The sequence below is a fragment of the Rhizobium sp. BK591 genome, assembly GCF_014195045.1.
GTDB lineage: Bacteria > Pseudomonadota > Alphaproteobacteria > Rhizobiales > Rhizobiaceae > Rhizobium > Rhizobium anhuiense.
This window is the reverse complement of record NZ_JACIAZ010000002.1, coordinates 754,845-772,781: the sequence shown is the minus strand read 5'-3', so window position 1 is coordinate 772,781 and position 17,937 is coordinate 754,845. Positions and strand designations below refer to the sequence as shown.

At 62.6% G+C, this 17,937-nt stretch carries 15 protein-coding genes; 11 read left to right on the top strand and 4 right to left on the bottom strand.

From position 1 onward, the window contains the following. Positions 1-83 precede the first annotated feature (83 nt). The 7 genes from FHX10_RS10750 to FHX10_RS10720 all read left to right on the top strand — a co-directional run bounded on the left by FHX10_RS10750 (position 84) and on the right by FHX10_RS10720 (position 11,238). Positions 84-674, top strand: coding sequence for a hypothetical protein (locus tag FHX10_RS10750; RefSeq protein ID WP_047613358.1), 591 nt, complete (start codon positions 84-86; stop codon positions 672-674). Between the two features lie 192 nt (positions 675-866). Next, positions 867-1,244 (top strand): hypothetical protein, encoded by a 378-nt coding sequence (locus FHX10_RS10745; RefSeq protein ID WP_097630168.1) that lies wholly within the window; start codon positions 867-869, stop codon positions 1,242-1,244. 212 nt (positions 1,245-1,456) lie between these two features. Beyond that, on the top strand, positions 1,457-3,406 hold the full coding sequence (locus tag FHX10_RS10740; RefSeq protein WP_097630167.1) for a DUF4384 domain-containing protein: 1,950 nt from the start codon (positions 1,457-1,459) through the stop codon (positions 3,404-3,406). 22 nt (positions 3,407-3,428) lie between these two features. Then, complete coding sequence (locus FHX10_RS10735) at positions 3,429-5,045, top strand: caspase family protein (protein ID WP_097596070.1); 1,617 nt, start codon at positions 3,429-3,431, stop codon at positions 5,043-5,045. Next, positions 5,042-7,585, top strand: a complete 2,544-nt coding sequence (locus tag FHX10_RS10730) for a trypsin-like serine protease (protein ID WP_184389287.1) — start codon at positions 5,042-5,044, stop codon at positions 7,583-7,585. The genes FHX10_RS10735 and FHX10_RS10730 overlap by 4 nt, the downstream gene beginning before the upstream one ends. Before the next feature lie 13 nt (positions 7,586-7,598). Continuing rightward, positions 7,599-8,798, top strand: coding sequence for a serpin family protein (locus FHX10_RS10725; RefSeq protein WP_097596034.1), 1,200 nt, complete (start codon positions 7,599-7,601; stop codon positions 8,796-8,798). Between the two features lie 37 nt (positions 8,799-8,835). Next, positions 8,836-11,238 (top strand): protein kinase domain-containing protein, encoded by a 2,403-nt coding sequence (locus FHX10_RS10720; RefSeq protein ID WP_097596033.1) that lies wholly within the window; start codon positions 8,836-8,838, stop codon positions 11,236-11,238. A 219-nt stretch (positions 11,239-11,457) separates the two neighbouring features. Here FHX10_RS10720 and FHX10_RS10715 read toward each other — a convergent pair whose 3' ends face one another. Together FHX10_RS10715 and FHX10_RS10710 are read right to left on the bottom strand one after the other, a co-directional pair. Continuing rightward, positions 11,458-11,937, bottom strand: a complete 480-nt coding sequence (locus FHX10_RS10715) for a GNAT family N-acetyltransferase (protein WP_029868333.1) — start codon at positions 11,935-11,937, stop codon at positions 11,458-11,460. A 102-nt stretch (positions 11,938-12,039) separates the two neighbouring features. After that, positions 12,040-12,747: an HAD family hydrolase gene (locus FHX10_RS10710; protein WP_245435090.1), complete on the bottom strand. Its 708-nt coding sequence runs from the start codon at positions 12,745-12,747 to the stop codon at positions 12,040-12,042. Between the two features lie 146 nt (positions 12,748-12,893). Here FHX10_RS10710 and FHX10_RS10705 point away from each other — a divergent pair, with 146 nt between their 5' ends. The 3 genes from FHX10_RS10705 (at position 12,894) to FHX10_RS10695 (ending at position 14,091) form a co-directional block, all read left to right on the top strand. Beyond that, positions 12,894-13,169, top strand: coding sequence for a type II toxin-antitoxin system ParD family antitoxin (locus FHX10_RS10705; protein ID WP_063475700.1), 276 nt, complete (start codon positions 12,894-12,896; stop codon positions 13,167-13,169). Continuing rightward, complete coding sequence (locus FHX10_RS10700; protein WP_184389474.1) at positions 13,150-13,500, top strand: type II toxin-antitoxin system RelE/ParE family toxin; 351 nt, start codon at positions 13,150-13,152, stop codon at positions 13,498-13,500. The genes FHX10_RS10705 and FHX10_RS10700 overlap by 20 nt, the downstream gene beginning before the upstream one ends. A 279-nt stretch (positions 13,501-13,779) precedes the next feature. Beyond that, a complete protein-coding gene (locus FHX10_RS10695; RefSeq protein ID WP_029868329.1) occupies positions 13,780-14,091 on the top strand; it encodes a DUF982 domain-containing protein in 312 nt (103 codons plus the stop codon). A 289-nt stretch (positions 14,092-14,380) separates the two neighbouring features. Here the strand turns inward: FHX10_RS10695 and FHX10_RS10690 are convergent, their stop codons facing one another. Further along, positions 14,381-15,115 (bottom strand): phosphotransferase, encoded by a 735-nt coding sequence (locus FHX10_RS10690; protein ID WP_029868328.1) that lies wholly within the window; start codon positions 15,113-15,115, stop codon positions 14,381-14,383. Positions 15,116-15,290: 175 nt separating this feature from the next. Then, positions 15,291-16,262 (bottom strand): DMT family transporter, encoded by a 972-nt coding sequence (locus FHX10_RS10685; protein ID WP_029868327.1) that lies wholly within the window; start codon positions 16,260-16,262, stop codon positions 15,291-15,293. A gap of 438 nt (positions 16,263-16,700) precedes the next feature. On the opposite strand from FHX10_RS10685, the gene FHX10_RS10680 reads away from it, so the two are divergent. Further along, positions 16,701-17,669, top strand: coding sequence for a DMT family transporter (locus FHX10_RS10680; RefSeq protein ID WP_029868326.1), 969 nt, complete (start codon positions 16,701-16,703; stop codon positions 17,667-17,669). Positions 17,670-17,937: the final 268 nt, after the last annotated feature.

The window sequence follows — 17,937 nt, the reverse complement described above, 5'->3', positions numbered from 1 at the left end:
TGTTGCTTTCCAAACGATTTGGAGATCTGCGCCTGGAATAGTACAAGATCATCGTCTCGAAGATTTGCTGGCAGGAAATGCTTATGCTGGAATGGAACGGTGACGAACTGGCGCTCGACATCAGCCTGCTGGAGCAGGTGCGCGCCGCACGGATAGGTTTTTCTGATCGCGTCTGCGCGGCATCTGCCAGCAAGGACGACAAGCATCTGGCGCAGCTGCGCTCCGAGCCGACTTATCTGATGGCCGAGTTCCTCTATTCGATGAAGGTCTTCGGCATCAACACGGCCGAGGATATCGAACGCTTCGCCGATCTGCACAATGACTACGTGGTTTCACTGACCCGCGATCCGGCCAAGCTGCAGCGCCTGGGGCTGTCGCAGGATCGGGCGCTCGCCTCGATGTTCACCGCCGACACCAAGCCGCGGCTGATCCAGAACTGGGCGGAAAAATCAGGCGCGATCGACCAGTCCAATCTCGCCCGTTTCCTGGTCGCGGTGATGTCGAGCGAGACCTGCCGCAAGACGCTGATCGATTTCGAGACGGCGGGCTTCATGCAGCGCAAGCGCTCGCCCTACGGCACCATGGTCGTCTGGTCGACGGGGATGATCGAGGAGATCTTCGGCGAGATGCTGCGCGACCTGCGCCTCAGTCTGCAGCAATTGAAGATCCTCTAATGCATGTCGCCCGGAAGTGTGCAGCGGTTCCGGGGCAACGACATGCATAAAACAAAGAGCGAAAGCGCCTCTGCCAGTCGATTTCAACCCTCCCAATCGATTGGCGCCAAGCGCCGTTGCCATCCTCCCAGCCTCTCCCTATTGTCGGGGCGCTTGTCGCGTAATGGCGCCCATAAGACGGATGTGACGACGATGACGAAATCCTGGCTCATAACCCTGTCGATCGGCCTGCTGCTGGCGCTGCAAATGCCTGAGCTTAGTCAGGCCGGCCCGGTCGAGGATGCGCTGGCGGCGCGCAACCCCGCGCTGGCAGCGTTGCGCCAGCAGGACGAAAAGGCCTTTGCTGCGGCGACCGCCATCATCGCCGAACATGAGCGCGCCGAGGGGCTGGCGCCCGGCGAAGGCAAGCTGCCCGATGCGACCTCGCCCGGCCGCGACATGGGCTCCGGCCCCGGCAAGGAATTCGCGATCGACAATCCGGATATTCTCTGGCTCTACAATTCCTCGCCCGAGGGAATGAGCGACCTGATCTCGATTTTGAAATCAGCCGGGCAGAAACCCAAGAACTAACCGCATCCCAGCCATCCGAACGGACTATAATAGCCACCGGATATTGCCGAGCATGAGTCTTGCTTACCTCTTTGCCTTGATGGATTCTTTCGGGCTCCAAATAATTTGTAACCCTCCCTCAAGCAAGACGGGTGAAACCATCCCAATTTCGCCGGTCAGTGCTATTCTCATCTTCAACACAGTGTGAGATTGTTCGAAGAGGAGGTTTTCCAATGCTGAACCGTAAAGCCATCCTAGCAGCAGCCACCTTTCTTTCATTCTTTTCGGTGGTTCCCGCCGTCGAGGCGCAGAACGAACGCACACTGACCGAAGCGCCGGCCCAGACCGGCCCCGTCAGCATCACCTTCGATCGCGCCGAGGCCAAATACGCCATCGGCGAAGTGGTCGGCCTCTTCATCCAGTCGAGCGAAAACGCCTATGTCACGGTGCTGAACGTTTCGCCGAACGGCGCGGTGGTGAAGCTTTTCCCAAACAAGTACCAGACCGATGCGCTCATCGGCGCCGGCAAGCGTGTGCAGGTGCCGGATCCGGCAAGCGGCGCCCGGCTGCAGGTTTCAGGTCCGGTCGGCCAGGAGCAGATCAAGGTCTTTTATTCCTCCAAGCCGCTGACCATCTTCGCCGATCTCGGCGGCAGCGGCAGCGGCATGTTCCGCTCAATCGACGGCGGCATGGATGCCGTGTCCCGCAGCCTTGAGGAAGCCCGCAGCCTCGGCACCAAGATCAGCAGCAAGACGCTGATGCTGACGACGGTCGATAGTCTGTCCGCGGCTCCTCCCGTCGCAACTGCCCCTGCCGCAAAACCCGCACCGGTCGAGCAGGCTGCAAAGCCGCCCGTTGCACCGAAACCGGCAGCCGCGCCGAAGCCGGTGACGAAACAGGAAGTTGCCAAGAAGCCGGAAACGGCGGTGGAAAAACCGAAGCCCGCTGCGCCGAAAAAGGTGGCGCCGAAACCCGTCGAGCAGGCCACCACACAGCCGCCGAAGAAATACAAGATCGTCACCAATCTGGCGCCCGGCCAGGAACTTGCCGCCGACGAACTGGAACTGATCGGCCCTGCCGACACCACGTCGTCCACCCGGCCGACCCAATATAAGCAGCCGACGCAGTACAAGCAGCCGGCCCAGTCTTCTCAGACCAAGATGCCGAAACTGCCGATGCCGCAGATCAAGATGCCGCAATTCAAGCTGCCCGGCGGCTTCAGCATCAAGATGCCGCAGCTGAACCTCGGCCGCTCGGCCGAACCGGATCAGGCCGGCGAGGAGATCGAGGTCGCCGACGCCGGTACGCCGGTTTGCACCGCGCTTCTCGACAAGCTGAACACGGCCGTTGCCGCCAAGGATATCACCGCTGCCGCTTCCGAGGCCGATGCGATCGCCGTCAGCGCCGATTGCGGCCAGTTCCAGGTGAATGCCCAGCGCCGCGTCGCAGCCCTCAGGCTTTCCGCCGCGCAGGAGATGATGGCCGCCGATAGACCGGTCGCCGATTACGAACCGCTGCTTGTCGCTGCCGACAGTCCGCAGGTGCTGTGGCAGGCTTCCGCCACGCTCGGCGAGATCTATTTCTCCGCTCGCCGCTTCGCCGATGCCGCCGCCGATTACCAGCAGGCGATCGAGATCATCAAGAACGAGACCCGCACGCCGAAGGCGCCGCCGGCCGAAACGATTTCCGATCTCATCCAGCGCGCCGCCCAGGCCCGCATCCTTGCCGCGAATCCTTCGAGCGACAATCCGCAAGGCAGCTTCGTGCCGGCCGAGAAGGATCACCGCAGCGGCGTGCTCGGCGGCATCTATTCCGAGAATGTGCGCGGCATCGTGCCGGTCTCCATTCCGGTGCCGATCACCTTCGATTTCGACAAGTCGAGCTTCACCTCGATCGGCACCGAGGCCGCCGAGGAATTGCTGGAAGCGCTGAAGGAGCAGAAGCCCGGCCGCATCATCCTCGTCGGCCATACCGACCGGCGCGGCGCTGACGATTATAATCAGAAGCTGTCCGAGCGCCGCGCCCAGGCCGTCGCCGATTTCCTGAAGAGCCACGGCATCGACGCGACGATCGATGCCGAGGGCCGCGGCGCCTCCGAGCCGGTCGACGTGACGGCAACGGCAAACCTCACCGAAGACGATGTCGATGCGCTCAACCGGCGCGTCGAATGGCGTCGCGAATAGCCGCGGCGAGGGGAGTTTGGCCATGTCCGCATCCGTTTCCATGGCCGCCGCATTAGCCCTCGTCACGCTGGCGGCCACCGACAGCCTGGCAAGGACGATCGAGGCGCCCGAGCGCGGCGCGGTCCGGGCGGTGCTGGTCGGCATCGATCTCTATCGCAATGTCCCGCCGCTGCATGGCGCCGTCGCCGATGCCGAGGACCTTTCCCTGTCGCTGCGCTCGGTCGGCGTCGAAGACATGACGCTCCTGAAGAATGGCGCAGCCGATCGCGAGGGCATTTTCCAAGCGATCGGGGCCGTGACGGAGCGGGCAGGACCTGGCGACCTCGTCGTGCTCGGCATTGCCGGTCACGGGTCGAGCGAGCCGGAACGCGTCAAGGGCTCGAAACCGAGCGGCCGCGACGAGGTCTATGTGCTGGCCGGCTTCGACACCCGGCTGCCCGGATCGCGCGAGCGCATCTTCGGGGACGAGTTCAAGGTGTTGATCCGCAACCTCGAGGCCAAGGGCGCCGATGTCGTCTTCATCGCCGATACCTGCCATGCCGGCGGCATGACCCGCGACGTCGATCCGCGCGGCGCCGAGATCACCTGGCGTCAGGCGCCGTCCTATACGATCGAGGAGGATGACCTCGCGCCGATTTCGACGACCGCCGATGCGCTCTCCACCGGCTTCGATTTCGAGCGGCTGACCTTCCTTGCCGCCGTCGACGAGAACACCAAGTCGCCCGAGATCACGATCCCCGGCATTCCACAGAAGCGCGGCGCGCTGAGTTATGCCACCGCCCGCGCCTTCGAGGGGGCTGCGGACCGCAACGGCGACGGCGCCGTCAGCCGCCGCGAACTCTTCGAATATGTGCGCCAGGCGGTCTATCAGTTCACCGACCAGCGGCAGAACATCTTTACCGAAAGCCCGCCCGGAACCGATCTCGACCGTGCGGTCGTCTATGCCTACGAAGGGGCGGGGGCGCAGGCGGTGGCGGAGAAATCAAACACTCCGCTGCCCACCGAGCCCGCGCCGATCAGCGTCGCCGCCCTGGGGTCCGAGCCGGTTCTGCAGGGGATCGACGCAGCCGTCACGCCATTCAAGGTGACCGAGGGTGCCGATGCCGAACTCGTCTTCGATCCGGAAAATCGCGAGGCGATTGCCGGCGGCGATGTCGTCGCCTCCGGCGTCGGCGCCGGCGACATGCCTTTTGTCGTCGACCGGATGGCCGCGCTCGACACGCTGAAGCGGCTGTCGGAGACAAACCCGCAAACCGTGCGCGTGACGCCGTCCGACACCGTCCATGGCGAAGGCGAGCGCGTCGGCGTCACGGTTTCGGATCTATCGGGCCGCAAGCTCGTGCTCTTCGACGTCAGCGGCGATGGCACCGTGCAGTTCCTCTATCCCAACGAGAAGGAGGCCGATGCCGAGATGTCTCAGACCTTCGACCTCGATCTTTCGGTCGTCGCGCCGTTTGGCACCGACCTGCTCGTCGCCGTCACCTCTGAAACCCCGATGCCGCAGCTTGTGGAGTTCCTGAAGCAAAACGACAGGCGCCGCACGGCCGGCAATATCGCCAGGCGCCTCGGCGAATTCCTCCCCGAGGGCGCCCGCGTCGGATTTACGGTCCTCTATACCTCCGCCGGAGCCAAGCTATGAGCACGTCGATCAGCAGGGTCCTCACGATTGCCTCCGTCATGCTGCTTCTGACCTCTCCAGCTCTTGCGCAGCAGGATACCGATTTTGCCGGCGAGGATGGCGGGCGCGTCATCGGCGGTCAGGCGGCGAGAAAAGGCGAATGGCCCTGGCAGGTGAAGATCCTGGCGCCCGACCCCGAACAGCGCGGCCGCTTCGGCGGCCATTGCGGCGGCTCGCTGATCGCGCCGCGCTGGATCTTGACGGCCGCCCATTGCGTCACCAGCGGCCGCTCCGGCAAGCAGGATCTCTTCGCCCGGGATCTGCTGATCGTCGAGGGCAAGTCGAAGATCGACAAGGTGATCGCGGTCGACGGGCCCGACAAGCCCGGCCTTGCCGTGGAAAACGTGATCATTCACGAGGATTTCGACCGGAAGGTCTTCGCCAACGACATTGCCCTCATCAAGCTCGCCGAGCCCGCCAAATCGAAGCCGGCGATCCTTGCCTCGGCCTCGGATGAGGCGGTGGAGGCCGCCGGCCACCCCGCCGTCGTCACCGGCTGGGGTTACACTAAGGCCGACCACGGCTGGGATGACAAATATCTGCCGACCGAACTGCAGGAAGTCGAACTGCCGATCGTGCCGCGCGAGGACTGCCGCGCCGCCTATCGTGACAGCTCGATGCGGATGAACCCGATCGACGAGCGCAATGTCTGCGCCGGTTATGCCGAAGGCGGCAAGGATGCCTGCCAGGGCGACAGCGGCGGACCGCTCGTCGCCCAGCGTCCCGACAAAAGCTGGATCCAGCTCGGCATCGTCAGCTGGGGCGCCGGCTGCGCCGAGGCCGAACATTACGGCGTCTATACCCGCGTCGCTGCCTTCCGCGGCTGGATCGCCGTAAAGACCGACGGCGACGTGCCTGATGTCGAAGGATCGGCGACAGGCGATCAGGTCGCGTCCGCCACCACCGGCGCCGGAACGAAGCAGCAAAAATCCGGGCAGGAAGAGGCCAACCTCACCATCACGTCGCCGCCCGCCGGCGATACCCCGCCCGCCGGCAATAGCGCGCCTGCCGGCACGACTGAAACGCCAAGCCCCGACATGCCCGCGGACAAACCCGTCACCGGGCCTGCAGACGCCGAACCCGACGTCCAATCCCCGACCGTCCAGACGCCAGTGATCCAAGGCTCCCCCGGCGATCGCGCGCTGCTGATCGGCATCGACGATTACGAGATGCGCGAGGCCAAATTGACCGGCTCCGCCAGCGACGTGAAGGCGATGCAGGTCTTCCTCGCCAAGACGCTCGCCTACCGCCCGGAACAGATCCACACATTGACCAACCGCAAGGCGACCCGCGAGGCGATCCTGGCCGAGATCGACGACTGGCTGGTGCGCCAGTCGACGCCGGGAAGCCGTGTCTTCCTCTATTTCAGCGGCCAGGGCTCGGAGGAAATGGGCGCCGAGGAAACGACGAGCCCGACGCTGGTGGCAGCCGATGCGAAACTGGTGCGCGAGGGTGGCAAGGTGACGGTCACCAACCAGATCCGCGAAACCGAGATCGCCGCACGGCTGAACAGCCTCAAGGACCGCCGCGTCACCCTGCTGATCGACGCCTGCCATGTCGGCCCCGGCAGCCGCAGCGCGGTCGCAGCACCCTCCGGCACCGTGCGCTGCCTCGGCCCGGCACTGGCAGCCATCGAACCGCCGAACAAGTCAGGCAAGGAAGCGAAATTCTCCTTCGGTGGCGAAAGCGCCATGGTCTGGTCGGCCGTCAATGCAGGGCAGTGGGCGCTCGTCGATCGCGAGGCCAAGCCGGCGCTCGGTGTTTTCACCCGCCACTTCATCGAAGGCGTGCAGGATGGCGTGGCACGCGCCGCCGACAAGCCGAATGTCAGCAATGCCGCCCTTCTCGATTATGTCCGGCGCAAATCCGACGAATATTGCCGGACGCATGCCGAGGATTGCCGCTTCACGCCGGTCCCGCAATTCTACGGCCTGCCGGATGCGCTAGGCCGCGACGTGATCACCGGCGAGGAGGCGAAGACGCCGGTCGCCGCCGTCGAAAATACGCTGAAGAGCGACAATGAGGCCGGTGTTGCCGTCGACATGCTGCCCGGCACCGCCGTCAGCATCGGCGACAAGGTGGCGATGCGCGTCTCTACCAAGAAGTCCGGTTACCTGATCCTGGTCGATATCGACGCCGCCGGCAAGCTGACGCAGCTCTACCCGAACAAGCGCTCGATGGGCCTGAAGCCGACGGCCAAGAGCGGCGACAACCGGCTCGATCCGGCCCGGCCGGTCGTCGTGCCCGATGCGCGCAATCCCTATATCGGCTTCGAATATCAGGTCGAGGGTCCGGCCGGCGTCGGTATGGTCGTCGCCATCCTCAGCGACAAGCCGATCGAAGTGCTCGACCTGCCGGATGTGCCGACACCGCTCGTCGGCCAGCGCGCCGCCTTCAACTATGTCTACGACCTCGCCCGAAGCCTCAGGATCGTCGGCGACGACGAGACCGGCACCCAGGGCAAGTGGTCGTTCGATTCCAAATTCTATCGCATCCGCTGAAGAGGAGCGAACCATGCCGAAATCCACTCTGCTGGCCGGTCTTGCCGCTTCCCTGATGGCGCTTGCCCCAGCCAACGCCGGCGAGACCGGTGACAGCAAGGTGGTGCTTGCCGCCCAGGCGGGGCTTGCCGCCGAGCTCATCGACCGCACCCTGGCAAAGGAAGGGGCGGCCAATATCATGGTGTCGCCGGCAAGCCTTGCGGCCGCCCTCGGTCTCGCAAGCCTCGGCGCCTCCGATGAGGGCAAGGCGGCAATCGCCAAGAGCCTCGGCTTCGCCGGCGAAGTGAAGGGACCGGAAAAGGTGCTCGACGCCATGACAGGGGAAAAGCCGGCCGCGGCCGACGCGCCTTTGGCGACGGCGGTTGCGATCGTCTTCGACGACAGGCTGGTACTCGTTCCCGATGCGCTTGCGATGCTCGCCAGCCACCGCATCAAGCCGTCGATCGAGGATCTCGACGGGCCGACATCGGTCGAGCACATCAATGCCTGGGTGAAGAACGCCACGCGGGGCGCCATTTCGTCGATCCTCGACGCGCCGCCCGGCGGCGGCTTCGTCAGCCTCGGCGCACTCTCCTTCAAGGCGCGCTGGAAGACCTCCTTCGAGAAGGAGAGCCCGGCAAGCCCCTTTCAGCGCCCGGATGGCTCGACGATTTCGGTGCCGATGATGCATCTTGCCGGCGACGGGCAGAGGTTTCGCTCCGATGAAAAATTCACCGCCGTCGATCTTGCCTATGCCGGCGAGAGCTACAGCATGGTCGTGGTGGCGGCGCGCTCCGGCAAGGGTGTCGGCGGCGCGGATCTGAAGGCGCTCGCTTCCTGGCTTCAGGGCGAGAAATTCGAGGCCGCCAAGGGCGAAATCTTTCTGCCCCGCTTTTCCCTCAACGACGGGCGTGATTTGATGCCGGTTCTCAATGCGATGGGTGTGGCGCCAGAAAAGGCCCCAAAGACTGAGAAGACTGGGGATGCGGGTTTTCCGGGTTTCACCAAGGAAAACATCCGCTTGTCCCATGTTCTGCAGAAGACCATGATCAAGGTTGACGAAAACGGCACGGAGGCGGCGGCAGCCACGGCTGTCATCACGGAACGCAGCATCGATCCGACACTTGTTCGCGTCGTCGCCGATGCCCGTTTCGCCTTCGCGCTTCGCGATACGAAGACCGGCCTGCTGCTCGCCGCGGGCCTGATCGGCGATCCATTACTGGCGGGTGAATAGAATTCGGTTTCATGAATGAATGCAGGGGGACACGTGCATGAGAAGTGATCTGATCGCCCGCTACACGATCGGCGAGCCGATCTATGAAAACGAATTCATCGTCTATCCCGCTGAGGACAAGCGGATGGGCCATGCGGTCTTCATCGTCACGCCCGATATGGCGCTGAAACTGGACAAGGCCCGTTTCGAGCGCGTCTGGACCTCGATCAACGAGGCCAAATCGCTGACGGCGCGGCGCTTCGTCGAAATCGAGGACCTCATCCCGCCGTCGCCGGAAGATGACAATTTCTATATCGTCGAGAAGCGGCCGTCGAAAACGCTGCACCAGTATCTCGACGAGACGGAGATGGTGGCCTACGAGCGCGCCGTCGAGATCGGCCGCCACATCCTCGAGGGCCTGGCGACGCTGCACGGCGCCGGTTACGCCCACAATGCCCTGACGGACCAGTGCATCTATGTCTCCGAGGATTATTCCGGCCTGTCGGTGCGGATCGGCAACCTGCACCTGATCTCCAAGATCGGCGAACACATCATCCCGCCCTATGTGCCGGAATTCGGGGCGCCGGAGATCTATGCCAGCGGCACCTTCTCCGCCTCGCCGGCGCTCGATATCTACGCCATGGGCATGATCGCCTACAAGCTCTTCCTGCCGCGGCAGACCTATGCCAGCGTCTTCGACAGCGTCATGGTCTGGGAAGACGAGCACCAGCGCGAGCAGAGCTGGAAGAACATCCATCTCGACCCGTCCAACATCTTTCCTCGCCTGGATGTGCTGATCCCCGGTTTTCCCGAGGGGCTTGCAAGTCTTGTGGAAAGGATGCTGAGCCGCGACCCGGCCGGGCGACCGCGCACGGGCGCCGATGCGCTCGGCGAATTCGCCCGGGTGACCACAGGCATCCAGCCGATGTCATGGGATCCGCGCGGCGGCGTGCAGCAGCCGGAACCGCCGAAGCCGAAAAAGTGGACGCTGGCCAAGCTCTCGATGATCGGAGCGCTGCTCCTGATCTGCATCGGCGTCGGTGTCGTCACCATCCCCAAACTGCTGCGCCCGGATCCGAAGCTCGTCGCCGATGTCGGCACCTGGAAGAAGGAGGCCGAAAGCCGCAAACAGAAGGCGATCGCCGCCAAGGCGCCGGAGCGCCCTTCCGGTGACCAGGCGAAACTCGCCTATGACACCGGTGCTGCGGCGCTGACCTCGGCCGATGCGCTGCTCAAGGACGAAGACTACGACAAGGCCCTTCCGGGCTATCAGACGGCCGCCATCAATCTCGGCAATGCGCTGATCGCCATCTCCAAGGAGAATGCCGAGAAGGCAAAAGCTGCCGCCTCTGCCGCAGGCGGCGACAAGGCGCCGGGTTTTGCCGAGGCCGATACCAAGATGAAGACTGCCGCCGAGGCCGCCGCCGCCAAACAGATGCACGCTGCCGTCGGCGCCTATGACGAGTCGAAAACGACGTTTGACGATCTCGCCAAGGCGCTCACCGCGCTCACCGCAGCCGAAAAAGACGCGGCGGCCAAACGCGAAACCGTCAACCGCATCGGCGCCGGCGATAGCCCCGACGTCGCCAAGGCGAGCGGGCTGATGACCGAAGCCAAGGCCAAGGCCGAGCAATGGCAGACGCCGGCCGCGACCTCAGGCTATGGCGACGCCGCCAAACTGTTCGACGCCGTCATCGCCGATGTCATGGCGGCGAAGGACGAGGCCACCGCGCTGAAGCAGAAGGTCACCGATCTCAACGCCTCGATCGCCACTCGCGCAGGGGCTGCCGATCCGACGCTTGCAGCCCTTGCGCCGAAGATCGGCGAGGCCGACGGCCGCTACACCGCCGAGGCCTACAAGCTGGCGGTCGCAGCCTACCAGCCGATCCTTGCCGAACTCGAGGCGCTGTCGGCGCGCGGCTTCTGCCCGGTTTCGCCGACCCTTGCCTTCGAAACCGTGCCGGCCGGAAGCTATTCGCTGGAGAATGTGCGGCTGATGACCTCCTCGATGAAGGAGCTCGGCGGCATGCTCGGCGTTGCCAATGGCGCGGTGAAGATCGACAAGTCCTTCTGCATGCAGGCAAAGGCGGTGACCCGCGCCGAGATGGCGCAATATTACACCGCCATCTCAGATCAGGCCGCCGCCCAGGCCTATGCCGATAACCCCGAGCAGCCGGCCGACGACGTGCCGCTCGCCGTGGCGCAGAACTATACCGCCTGGCTGTCGAAACAGCTGAACACACCCGTCCACCTGCCGTCGGCAACCGAATGGATGGCAAGTGCAACGAAGACCCCCACGGAAAAACTGCCCGACAACGGCGATATTATCCTGCAATGGAGCGCCACCCCCTGCGAAGCCGGCGGCAACGTCGCCTTCATGGCGCAGGAGGGCTCCACCTTCGTCGTCTGCTCGGATGCTTCGGCCGGCGGGATTTTCCGGGTTACTGCAGAATTGCGGTGAGGATCGGAAGGGTGGAGATTGAAGGGGGAAAGCTGGGTGCCGCTGACTATCGGCTGCGCGGGATGATGCGCCCGCCCGACCGCGATGGGACAATGTCGATTATCGGCAATGTCCCGTTCGGGCCGCGTCGCGGTCAGCCAGGCTGATGGCGATCAAATCCCGAACGGCGTGCAAGTCCGTCAAGACGCAAGCGCCGAGGCCAAGAAAAAATAGAGAATTCTAGCCGCGGGCAAACGCCGCCAGCGTCTCTCCCGCCATCCGATAGCGGATCCATTCCTTCTGCGGCTCCGCGCCGATCGCCTCATAGACGCGGATCGAAGGTTCGTTCCAGTCGAGCACACTCCATTCAAAGCGGCCGCAGTTCTTTTCCAGCGCGATCTGTGCCAGGCGCCGCAACAGCGCCTTGCCGGCTCCCGAGCCGCGCGCGTCCGGTGTTACGTAGAGATCTTCCAGATAAAGGCCGTTCTTCGCCTGCCAAGTCGAATAGCTGAAGAAATAGACCGCCATGCCGATCGCTTGGCCTTCGCGTTCGCAGATCAGCGCATGCGTGACCGAACCGTCGCCGAAGATCGCCGCACGCGTGCTCTCCTCGGTCGCCTCGACCTCGTGGATCGCCTTTTCATAGTCGGCCAATTCGCGGACGAATCGCAGGATCGTTGCCGCATCTGAAGGCGTCGCGGGGCGTATGTTAAGGGTCATGTGAGAGGCTCCTGATCTGGCGCTCCAGATGAAAGAACCGTCCCGACCTGTCAACTGCATGACGTGCGGAGTGCATCTGTGTAGGCTTGCAGTTTTGTTCCCTCACGGCTCCACGGCGGCTCCCGCCATCGAGATGGCGATCAAATCCCGAACGGCGTGAAGATCCGCCAAGATGCAAGCGCAGCGGCCAGGAATATCCGGAGCCGGCTGAACCAGATCAGGCACCATGATGGTCATCGCTCCGGCGCCTGACGCGGAGAGAACTCCATTTCGGGAGTCTTCCAGGGCAACGCATTCCGATATGGGCAGGTTGAGCCGCTCGGCGGCCAGCAGGTATGGAGCGGGATCCGGTTTTCCCACCGTGTAATCGCCATAGGCAATAATGGTTTGGAACCGGCGGCCTTGCAGCCCGGCGGCCGAAAGATGCGCCTCGACGGCCGTCCGACCCGATGAGGTGACGATGGCCGAAGGGATCCGCGCCGCTTCGAGGAAGGATAGGATTTCCGGCAAGCCTGCCTTCGTTCGTAAATCCGTTTGCACCATCTGCGTGAAGAGTTCCGAAGCCTGCCTCCAGAGATCCTCCAGAGGGGCATCCTCGCCGAACCGGGCCAACAGGAGTTCGCGCACACGGGAAGCCGGCAAACCGATGGTTTCAAGATAGGCCGAGAGAGGCAATTCGAAACCAGCATTCCGTGCAGCGTGATCGTCGCATCCCGATACAGAGCCTCGGTATCGAACATCAAACCGTCCATGTCGAACAGAACGGCTTTGGGGGCACGGGGCAGGCGCTGCATGTATGGCTTTCGACAAAGGGTATTCGCTTGAGTGTATACTGGCATGCCGTGACTGCACCATGGCCTATGGGTCGTCACCGTCATGGCGAATAGAGGGAGGGGTTCCGGCAGATCGACAAATATGCTACTGAGTAGCAAATTCGGCTCAATGGAGATAAACCGATGAGTGTCAAATCGTCGATCTCGCTGACCGACCAGCAGGACGCCTTTGCCCGTTCGCTGGTGGAAAGCGGCCGGTACTCCAGCATGAGTTCCGTTCTTCAGCAGGGCTTGGAACTCCTCCGCCAAAAGACGGAGGCTGAGGCCGTCGAAACGGCAGCGCTTCGCGAATTGGTCCATCGGCGTTTGAAAGGCCCGATGATTTCCACGACAGAAATGGAAATCCGCGTCGAGGCGATGATCGAGCGGAAGCGGCGGGCTGTTCGTGTGGACCCTTGAATATTCCGCGGATGCCGAACGCGATTTTGAGTTGATTTTCGATCATCTCTTCGAGTCCCACGTCGAACTCGGAGACTTGGCCGACGAGGCGTTGGAGCGTACCGCTGAACGAATCCGCAAGTTGCGTGTCGAAATCGATCGTGTCGTCGATACGCCTTATACCGGCACATTGCGGGCCGACATTGACCCTGGAATCCGGTTTCTTCGGCGGGATAAGGCGGCTATCTGGTTCGTGCCGGTGGAAAGTCGTCGCACGATCACTATCGCTGCAATTTTCTACGGCGCGCAGGACCATATCAGACATATGCTCGCACGTATGCTGGCTGGATAAGGTCCCTACTGGTGGCAGTTGCTACGCTTCGTCGGAAAGCATGGTTCAAAAACGCCTTCCATGATTTCCGATCATGTGGACGGCCTTTCCGCCCCAGGGATGTCACCTGTCGACGCAACGCAGGGCGCTCCGAGATAAAGCCATGGGCGCCATTTTTCCTGATTCCACAGCCTCGCGTTCAAGCGGTGCCTCTCGACAGTTTTCAATTCCAAATTTCAAAATACGCGCGTATATTGATCGCGGGGACTGTAGTACCCGTGCCTTGAGGGGTCGAGGACAATGTGCTGGAATACATCATCAGCATTTACGCCGGTCGGATTCGCTTTGCGAGGACCGGCATCTCGCAAGATCGTATGGACGCTGGGCGACGCGGCGCGTCTCCTGATCAACGACTGGCCTTGCGATGACGGCGAGGAATATGTGGCTGCCGTGAAAGCCTGCGTCGACGCATTGAGCGGGAAGATTGCCCCGGAACAATTCCGGGAGGCGCTTCTGCGTGCGGCCGATGAGGCGGGGATCGCGGCTCTATCGCTCGTCCCGCGGGGACTGGGAGAGCGGCGGCCGGACCTTCCTCCGATGATGCTAACCTAGGCCGTATTTCCAGGGGCTACCTGCCTATCGACGTCAGGCTTGCGCCGGGAGCGGCCGTCGCTGATGCATGTCGCCCGGAAGTGTGCAGCGGTTCCGGAGGTACGACATGCATAAAAACAAAGAGCTAAAGCACGTCGCTTGAACCACGTTTCATGCGACGCGCTTTAGAGCAATTCCAGGAAAAGTGCGAAGCGGGTTTCCCAGGCAAAGCGCGAAGCGCTTTTGCCGGGAATTGCGTAAAAACAAAAGAATAGAGCGGTTCTGCGCTTCCGTTAAAAGCTGAACCGCTCTAGACCGCTCGAACTTCGGCAAGTCGCTGTTTCGCGTATTCGTCATCCCAACAGACGGCGGCTTCCCATGCGGCCGATGCTTGCGCGGCGATGTCATACGCCCCGGCTTCCAGATCGGCAGCATTATGGGGCAAGACGAGGTCAAGGTCGGGGACGTCGATATGCGACTCATCCCAGTCGATCAGTGCGACGCGGTCCGTGGTCATGCGGATGTTGGCAGGGTTGTTGGGATTACCGTGGACGACGCTTGCCTCACGTCCGATAAGCCGTGCCCACGCCGCGCGGCATCGAGCGACGCCATCTGGCGGCATCGCGGCAAGGTCGATCCTCGTCCCCGTCTCGGCATGCAGGAGGTCCGTCGAGGATCGCCACCCTGGGCGCTGCGGCCAGCCTTGCGTCAAACGATGCAGTTCGCGGAGGGTCTCGGCGACACGACGCCAGTCGCCCTCGGTCTCGGGTGGTCCGCCATGCATGTATGTCATAACCATCAGGCCATCCGCGAATAGCCGGCCGTCGTCTGCCGGGATCGGCACCGGCACGCTCAGACCTTCACGGTCAAGGTGCCGGAGGAGTTCAACCTCCCACGCCAGATCAGCATTGCTCCTGGTACCCAGACGACCGACTGCAAGTTGCCCGTGGATGTGCACGCTCCAGACATCATTGGCGACCCCGCCAGCCAGCCGTTCGATGCGAACCGCGTCCTTGCCCCACAGCTCCAGTGCTTCCCATCCCACTCGCGGCACCCTCGATCAACCCGATTGAGACTTGGGTAAACCAAGCGCAGGATCGGGACAACACCCGGTCGCATTGCGCCCCATATTGCTCATAGAACCACCTGTTTCCTTTTTCCGAAAGCGGACATGGCACAGGTTTGAGAAGCGGTCATTGGGAAAGCCATTGCGTTCGTACTCAGGCTTTGGTCGCCTCCGCTCTGGTCGTTGGCTTCAGCAAGATGATGAGAAGCAAGCCGGCGACGATGAGTGCCGCGCCTTCGAGATGATAGCGTTGCAACTGTTCGCCGAGGAACAGGTAGGCGAGCACGGCGATAAAGATCGTCTGGATGTAAAGCAGCACGCCCGCCCGCGCCGCCCCCAGGGCCTCGATGCTGCGATTGAAGAGATAATACATAACCGCGCCACCCGGGATCGCGACATAGCCGAGCGCGATAAGGCCGCTGGCATTCAGCGTCGAGCGCTCGTCGGAGACAAGCTCAAACAGGTAGAAGGGCAGCGCCGTCAGCACCGCTGCACCGAGGAGCAGCACCAGGAGCGCAAGGCGATTCACATCGAATTTCGCCCGGCGGAGCAGGACGGTATAGAGGCTGAAACAGAACGCGCCAGCGACGATCCACAACTCCCCGGGATTGAGGTCGAGACGCAAGAGCGCAGCCGGGCTGCCCTTGACGATGATGACCACGATCCCGAAAAAGGCGAGGATCGATCCGATCACCTGCCAGCGTCCCATCGGCTCAGCCAGAATGAAACGGGCAAGAATCATGGTGATGATCGGGATCAGGGCGATGATGATGCCGGCGGTCGTGGCATCGGCATGTTCAAGGCCGACAAAAATCAGGCCCTGGCAGACGCCAAGCCCCACACCGCCGATGGCGAGCAGCTCGAGGCCGCGAGCCCGCACCAGCGCGACCATGGCGCCGAAATGCCGGTACACGATGGGCATCAGGATCGCCCAGGCGATCAGCACGCGCCAGAAGCAAAGCGCCCAGGGCGGCATCTCCGAAGAGACCCATTTCGCGGCGATATAGACGCCGGCCGACAGCAGCCAGCAGAAAACCCCCACGGAATAGGCGGCTGCAAGCGAACCGCCCGCCGCCTGTTCCGTCCCGACCGTGTCGCGATGGACCGCCAAGACATGTATCGCCATGGCCCAGTTATGCCACAATTCCCGTGCGCTGCACAGATGAAGGCGGCGGTATCCCTGGTTGCTAAGCCGCCGTCTGCTGGCGGGACGAGTATGCAGTCAAGCGGCTTGCCGAAGTTCGCCCGGTCTGAGCAGTTGCGGCGGGAAATCGGCTCTCCTGAAGAGGCGGCACGGCCGTCTGCGTGAATCCCATCCCGATGAAGCAGCGATGACCGCTTCGAAGCGTTGCACACGCATCGCGGCCCCTGCGATTCTGCACCGTTTCATGATCCGGGTGATGCGTATCGAGAGGCTGGCTCTCATTTTCCCCGGCTACCGACCAGGGCGCGTGGCCGGTAAATTTTATCCATTCGATCAAGCATTTCGCTTGACTGCCAAACGGCATACTCGGCGTCGCGGAGACCAGGGCTCGGTGACGCAACGTCAAAAGGGGTGAGCATCATGGACAGACTTTTCTATGTTGGCGTGTCGGCCGCTCTCTTTGCGGCCTTTGCCTTTTCGCTCAATTTCGTCGTGCCCTTCATCATCGGTGACTATTCCACCTTTGATTTTGCCCTCATCCGTCACGTCGTCTCGGCACTCGTCGGGCTTTACATTCTGTTTTCCGAGAAGGGTGTCATGCGCCACCTCACGCTTCGAAACTGCCTGCAAGCCATCTGGCTCGCCTTCGTCGGCTATGTCGGCTACTTCCTGACAGTGACCGGAGCGGCCCTCTTTGCCGGCCCAGTCATCGCTCCGGCCTTTCTCGGGCTGGTGCCAATCGTATTGATGGTCATTGGCAATCAGCGTCAGGCATCATTGCCTTGGCGATCCCTCATGGTGCCTCTGGCACTGGTGCTGGTGGGTCTTGTTCTCGTCAATGGCACGGCATTCACGGCCGAAGGACTGGACTCTGTGCAATCATTGTGGATTGGCGTGCCGCTGGCGCTTGCTGCCGTGGGCCTTTGGGTCTGGTTCGCGCTTTCCAATCAGGCGGCACTCGCCGCACGGCCGGACATGCCCTCCGGCGTGTGGTCGGCGCTGATACTGGTGGGCGGCGGCGTCTTGATGCTGGCCTTCTATCCCATCGGTGCCGCGATGGACCTCTTCCGGCTTCCTATATTGGGATTCGGCTGGAGCGCTGCCGGCAACCTCTATGTCTGGGGCACAACTCTCGCGCTGCTGGCCACCGTAGGCGGCGTCTGGGCCTGGAATATCGCCTCCCGCAGCCTGCCGGTTGCCTTGGCCGCGCAATTGATCGTCTCAGAGACTGCCTTCGGCGTGATCGGCGGACTTGTCGTGCATGCCCGCTGGCCAACTCCGATCGAAGTCGCTGGGGTTGTCGTCCTGATCGCCGGCGTCGTTCTGTCGGTTCGGATTTTCTATAATCGCCAATTTGCATCTGGAAAGACAGTGCTTGCGAACGAGTGACCCGCTGGACACAGGGCCAAAAACAGGCGCAGGCATCAAAGATGCAATCACGTTCAACGTAAAATCCGCTTTTGATGCAAACATGCCGCCTCGCCACTCCGATGCGTTGTCCGCTTTCAAGCCACCGCTTGGCTCTACGATTGATATGAGGACGCCAAGCAGCCTTCGCCTTCGACACCGAAAGGTCCGCTTAGGACCGAACTCCGCCATGGCTCAGATGGACCAAAAGCAAACTCCCCGGTGAGGTCGGCTGTCCAAAGGCTTGCGT